The organism is uncultured Limosilactobacillus sp. (genome assembly GCF_934202235.1).
Lineage (GTDB): Bacteria > Bacillota > Bacilli > Lactobacillales > Lactobacillaceae > Limosilactobacillus.
The window spans coordinates 1-6,251 of the sequence record NZ_CAKPXS010000063.1; the positions used below are offsets into that span (position 1 = coordinate 1).

Genomic DNA, 6,251 nt, shown 5'->3' on the forward strand with positions numbered 1-6,251 from the left:
TGACCCCAGTAGAATACCGAAATCATGCCTTAGCAGCTTAATTGTCTAATTTTGTCTAACTTTTTTCTTGCACTTCAGAATCGTTCTGATTCTTCGTGGCTTTTTTGATTACTGAAATCGTGACCAGTACTCGGCTAAGTAACGGGTGGTAAGACTCGTTGGCTGCTTAATCAAGTCCTGTGGTGTGCCACTGGCCACGATTTGGCCACCAGCACTGCCGCCACGCGGACCCATATCAAGCATGTAATCCGCGTTAACTACCAGGTTTAAGTCGTGGGTGATGGTCACAATCGTTGCTCCACGGTCCAGCAAACGCTGCATTACCTTCAGTAGCGTCTTGACATCTAGTGGATGTAACCCAATCGTTGGTTCATCAAAGACAAAGAGCGTTGTCTTTTGTTGGTGATTGAGGTGTTTAACTAGTTTAAGCCGCTGGGCCTCCCCACCAGAAAGGCTTGGGGTGATTTCACCGAGGTGAAGGTATGACAACCCGACTTCATCAAGCAGTGACAATTCTCGCTCAATTTTTGGTACTTCGGTAAAAACTGGTATTGCCTGGGTAACGTCTAACTTCAAGAGGTCAACGATCGAGTACCCATGCCACTTGACCTCCTGGACCGCTTTATTATAACGGTCACCATGGCAAAGCGGGCACACCTGCTGCATGTCAGGTAAAAACTGGATATCAAGAGTCACAACGCCACTACCGCCACAATTAGGACAAGCACCCTGTTTATTGTTATATGAGAAATACGAAGCGGTGTAGTGTTTCTGTTTTGCCAGTGGCTGGCTAGCGAATAACTTTCGCAAATTGTTCATAATACTAGTGTAAGTAGCAACCGTTGAACGCATCGTCTTTCCAATCGGCGCCGCGTCGACGCTCACCACTTTCTTTAGTGGACAAGCAAGTTTCTTCACCTGAGTTGGCAGTTGCCGACCTGCAGCTTGCGCTTTGACAGCTGGAATCAAACTATCAAAGATCAGGCTGGTTTTACCAGCGCCAGAAAAACCAGTTACTGCCGAGAGAGCATGCAATGGTAGTTGAGCTTTGACATCATCGATATTGTTGTAGCCAGCCACTTCAAACTGAATACTGTCAGCGGTGGGGACTTGAGGTCTGCGTGCCATCAGCTGAGCCGTTCCCTTTAGGTAGGGACCAATTTTTGAGTCCTGATCAGCTGCCAGTTGCGCCGGGGTCCCCTGGTTAATGATTCGACCACCCTTTTCACCAGATCCTGGACCAATTTCAATAATCCAGTTGGCTGCTTTAATAATGTCGACGTTGTGGTCCACGACAACCAAGGAATTACCCTGGGCAACTAGTTGACGGAAAACGTGAAGGAGGCCGCTAACGTTATCCGGATGCAAACCAATTGATGGTTCATCAAGAACGTAGAGGATCCCCGTTGTTTGCGTCCGCAACGTCCGCGCCAGTTGAATTCTCTGCAGTTCCCCGGTGGAAAGCGTGTTCCCGTTTCGGGAAAGCGTGAGGTAGTCTAGCCCCAGTTCTAAGAGCGGCGTTAGGTTATCTTCAAATTCGGCAAGAATGGAAGAAGCCATCTTTTTCATATTAGGACTTATCGCCGCAGCAACCTTTTCCTTCCACGCTTCCAATTCGCCTAAAGTTAAGTCGCTGACCTGAGCAATGTTTAACCCACCAGCTAATTGGGTCAGGAGTTCCGGCTTTAAACGGGTCCCGTGACAAGTTGGACAAGTCGAATAATGAAAAAAGGTCGCAATTCGTTCCTGAGCCCGGGCACTCTTACTCGTCTTTGCCGACTCATAAACTGCTTCCTTCGCATTCTCATACAGGGCATTAAAGTCATGGAAAACTCTTCCCGTGCCGGAACGAAAGTCCATCCGAAACTTCTTTTTAGGCCCGTTGATGACAAATTCCTTTTCCTTAGCTGTTAACTCTTTGTAGGGAACATCGATCCGGACCCCGGCTTGTTGGGCCACGTTCGGCATGAAATTTCGCCCCGGAAGGTGCCAAGAAGCGACTGCCCCTTGTGCTAGTGTCAAATTGGGATCGCCAATTAGTTTTGATTCGTCTAGTTGACGGACTTTACCAGTCCCGTGACAAGTTGGACAGTCCCCATCAGAGTTGAAGGCAAAATCTTCCGCACTGAAGGCCGGAAAATGAACCCCACATACCGGACAAGTTAACTGCCCCATTTGAGAGCCACTGTCACTCATCGCCATTGCGATTTTTAAACTCGGCTTCAGTCGGTGCCCATTCGGACAGACCGGGCTGCCCAGCCGAGAAAAAATAAGCCGAATGACGTTAAAGACCTCACTCATCGTCCCAACGGTTGCCCGTTCCGATGGAATCGACGGTCGCTGTTTGAGGGCCAAAGCTGACGGAATGTGCTTCACACTTTTTACGTCAGCCTGACTGCCGAGCTTAATTCGGCGCCTGGTATAAGTTGAAAGGGCTTCTAAGTAACGACGTGACCCTTCCTCGTACAGGATTCCCATCGCCAGTGAGCTTTTCCCAGAACCAGATAAACCCGAAATCGCCACAAACTGGTGAAGCGGAATATCAACGTCAACATTTTTTAAATTATGGACTTTTGCTCCCCGGACCTCGATTCTGGTCGGTAATGACGAATGCTTTGTCATTTAATAATCCCCCTCATATTAAAAAATCGCGGTTGCCCGCGATTGATTTTAACCAGCAAAATGAGCCGTTAGCTTATAAATCGGCTGACCCTTCGCCGCAAACCGCTGTTCATATTCGGTTTCGACATTGTGTGTATTTTCCTCGCTATTGTGCAAGTCCAACCACACACCATCAAATTTCATTCCGAAGTTATTCAGCGACTGTAGTGAATACTCAAAAAATCCCATATTGTCTGTTTTCAATTCAATTGTCCCGGCTGGACGAAGCACCTGCTGGTATTCCCGTAAAAACGACTTGTACGTCAACCGTCGCTTGGTATGCCGCTTTTTAGGCCACGGGTCAGAAAAGTTTAGGTAGAGTTCGTCAACTTCTCCCGGAGCAAAAAAGTCCAGCAAGTCTGCACCATCGGCATTGATCAGTTGTAGGTTGGGAAGTTCTTCAGGGAGGGCCTTCTTCAGCGCAATGGCTGCCACCGTCGTCTGAATCTCCATCCCGATAAAGTTGATTTCCGGATGAGCCTTGGCCATCCCAATGACAAATTGGCCCTTTCCCATCCCCAGTTCTAGCCGTAAAGGCTGCTTTTTAACAAACCGTTCTTGCCAGTGACCAGCGTATTTTGCCGGGTCACTAACCATCATCTCCGGATGATCAGCAATCAGTGGTGCTGCCCATTTTTTGTGTTTTACTCTCATTTATTCTCTCCATTATCAATTATCTTTTTTTCAAGCGTCGTGGCATCAACCTTACCAACAATTCTGCCAAAAGTAAGCCCACTACCAAGCTAATAACTGCCCACTGCCATCGCAGGCTGAACCCCAGATTAGCAACAGCAATTAAGGTGGTTGCCAACACAAGTACTCGTCGGCAAAGGGATTGGAAATCAGTTAACTTTACTTTCTCGCCCACCGCCAGCAAATGGACCATCGCGTTGTTATCAAAGTGGTGATAAAACGGCGTTAGTTCGCCCGCTAGCAAGTAGATAAACAGCAGGGATAAGACGCACTTTAACCAGCCCAGTGGAATAAAGAAGACAACCACCATCGCAACGGCAGTCAGCCGCATGGCCAGTCCGCTCATTTCCGTGTCACGAACAAAGCCGCGAACAAAAAGGTACGACCACGGGTGATTGGTAATTGTCCAGCCCTTGACTAACCGGTCGGCCCACCGCCGCCGGGCAATCCGCCCGGTGACACTTGGCACATCCGTAAAGAGGTTGAAGAACCGATATAGTTGTTCCATCCGGTGATTTTCTAACGCAATCGCTGCATTCCATTCAAGGGAATAAGCTGGCTTATTGGCTACCCAACTGTTGACGAACAAAAGAACAACCGCAAAGACCAGACCGCCGAGTGGATGGTAAATCCAACTACTAGAAACGATCAAAAAAGTTTCTACCCACTGGTTGACTACCCAACGACGCCATCCACGCTGTAAGCGGGAATTAAAGTTCAACTGGTCCTTAGCCAGGATAAACCAGTTAGCTTCCGCCAATATCATGGCTCCCGAGGCCATAAGCCATTGGAAGTTGTGCCACTGCAGCGTAATAGTAGCCATCGGCAACGCCACCACAATCCCGGCAATTGTGATTAACTCGCCGAGCAACAAGCTCAGCCACCAGGCGCCTCTCAAGTAGTCTCCCATCTGGGAGCTTTTTGGCAGGAGGAAAATGCGGTCTGCGGGCTTCAGCAAGGTTGCAAACCGTCCCAGTTGTGCTACCAGGGTAAACCAGATAGCAAGTACAGGCGGTGCCCACCATTGACCACCAGTGAGATGTGGCAACCAACCAGCATAAGAGTAAGCTAATGCCCCTAAAAGAAAGAAGAGGGCAATCACAAAGTGGTCGTTGAACACCAGCCGCCAGTACTTGAGCAAACTGACAAAGTGCCCCTCTCGCCGGTCACGATAAAGTTCATTCATGGCCGCCATCTCCCGTCATTTCCAGGTAGATTTGATCCAGACTCGCGCTCGGTTGACCAGCTGTTTTTCGCAATTCATCCAGTGTTCCGTGAGCCCTGACTTTACCATTGGCAAGGAGAACAAAACGGTCACAGTAACGTTCCGCTGTGTCCAGAACGTGCGTCGACATCAAAACAGCTGTTCCTTTCTTTTTGACCTCCTCAATCAACTGAAGAAGGTCATAAACGGCCAATGGATCAAGCCCATAAAATGGTTCGTCAACAATCAACAACTTAACGTCAGGCAAAAAGGCGCAGCAGATCATTACCTTCTGCTTCATTCCCTTTGAAAACTCGGCAGGGAACCAGTTCAGTTTATTATCCAGTCGGAACATTTTCAATAAGCGGTGTGCTTTCGGCCAGGTTTGGTCGGGGGCCAGGTCGTAGGCAAGCATCGTCATCTCCAAGTGTTCCTTGAGAGTGAGTTCGTTATACAAAATTGGCGCTTCTGGAACATAAGCTAATTCTTTTTTATATTCCTGTTCATTTTTTCTAATTGTCAGCCCGTCTAACGAAATCTCACCAGAGAACGGATGTAAAAGGCCAATGATGTGGTTAATGGTCGTCGATTTACCGGCACCGTTTAACCCGATCAACCCTACCAGCTGACCTGGTTCAACCGTTAAACTAACGTCTTTAAGCACCGGCAGCTGACCATAGCCACCAACTAAGTTTTTTACTTGTAAAGTCATGAGATTACCCTTTCTTGACGTTCCTATCGGCTCAAATTATATCACACTACTGGTAAGCGCCGTGCATAAGCGCTGTCAATCAAGTATACTAGGGTTAACTATTAATAAGGAGTTGATTGTCATGACAGAGGAAGAAAAGAATTGTATCTTCTGTAAGATTATTCGCGGTGAAATTCCTAGCTACACGGTTTATGAAGACGACGTTGTTAAAGCCTTCTTAGATATCTCACAAAACACCCCTGGTCACACCCTCGTGGTTCCGAAAAAGCACGTCAAGGATATCTTCGCCTACGACGATGAGTTGGCAGCCGCAGTGTTCAGCCGGCTACCGAAGATTGCCCGAGCCATTAAGGAATCTGACCCCCGCATTGTGGGAATGAATATTTTGAACAACAACGGCAAAGTTGCTTACCAGTCTGTCTTCCACTCACACATTCACTTAGTACCGCGCTATTCTGCTGCTGACCCATTCTCAATCCACTTTACTGACAACTCCGCTAACTACGACGAAGCAAAGTACAAGCAGGTTCAACAAGCCATTGTTGACCACCTGGAGGATTAAATGCGCCTATCAATTAATGGCTCACCCAACCTATTCGCAGTTGCGGCCCGGTGCAAAAGTGAGGTATCGATGGCAGCTGAGCAAGTCACACAGAAAATAAGGCGAAAAGTTTCTGCCGCCAACCAAAATCGCCAGGAGTTTCAAGCAGCAATCACGGCGCTACAAAGTTCTAGCAAACAACTTGGCCAATCGATCATCAAACTGCAAAAATCGCTGGTTGAAGTCCAACCAACCATTGTGCACCTCAACCGGCAGGTAAATCACTGGCAGCGCGCTAATGAGGAACCGTTGGCCAAAATTAAACACCGACTTAAGCAGGCAAACAACCAACACTATTAAAACAAAGGGGCTGTGACATAAGTCCCTTATAATGAATGAACCGTTCGGAATTCGCTGTAATTCCGAACGGTTCTTCTTTT

General features: G+C 47.9%; 6 protein-coding genes. 2 read left to right on the forward strand and 4 right to left on the reverse strand.

Features of this window, described 5'->3' with window-relative positions:
- Positions 1–108: 108 nt before the first annotated feature.
- The 4 genes from Q0E49_RS07635 to Q0E49_RS07650 are packed head-to-tail and all read right to left on the reverse strand — an operon-like array spanning position 109 to position 5,270.
- Positions 109–2,622, reverse strand: a complete 2,514-nt coding sequence (locus tag Q0E49_RS07635) for an excinuclease ABC subunit UvrA (protein WP_295747675.1) — start codon at positions 2,620–2,622, stop codon at positions 109–111.
- A gap of 48 nt (positions 2,623–2,670) precedes the next feature.
- Positions 2,671–3,315: a tRNA (guanosine(46)-N7)-methyltransferase TrmB gene (trmB, locus tag Q0E49_RS07640; protein WP_295747678.1), complete on the reverse strand. Its 645-nt coding sequence runs from the start codon at positions 3,313–3,315 to the stop codon at positions 2,671–2,673.
- 19 nt (positions 3,316–3,334) lie between these two features.
- Positions 3,335–4,540 carry an ABC transporter permease gene (locus Q0E49_RS07645; protein WP_295747681.1) on the reverse strand — a complete coding sequence of 402 codons (1,206 nt, stop codon included), beginning with the start codon at positions 4,538–4,540 and terminating at the stop codon, positions 3,335–3,337.
- Positions 4,533–5,270: an ABC transporter ATP-binding protein gene (locus tag Q0E49_RS07650; protein ID WP_295747684.1), complete on the reverse strand. Its 738-nt coding sequence runs from the start codon at positions 5,268–5,270 to the stop codon at positions 4,533–4,535. The genes Q0E49_RS07645 and Q0E49_RS07650 overlap by 8 nt, the downstream gene beginning before the upstream one ends.
- Positions 5,271–5,391: 121 nt before the next feature.
- Between Q0E49_RS07650 and Q0E49_RS07655 the strand changes: the two genes are divergently transcribed.
- Both Q0E49_RS07655 and Q0E49_RS07660 read left to right on the forward strand, forming a co-directional pair.
- Positions 5,392–5,832, forward strand: coding sequence for an HIT family protein (locus Q0E49_RS07655; protein WP_295747687.1), 441 nt, complete (start codon positions 5,392–5,394; stop codon positions 5,830–5,832).
- Between the two features lie 69 nt (positions 5,833–5,901).
- Complete coding sequence (locus Q0E49_RS07660) at positions 5,902–6,171, forward strand: hypothetical protein (protein WP_295747690.1); 270 nt, start codon at positions 5,902–5,904, stop codon at positions 6,169–6,171.
- Positions 6,172–6,251 lie beyond the last annotated feature (80 nt).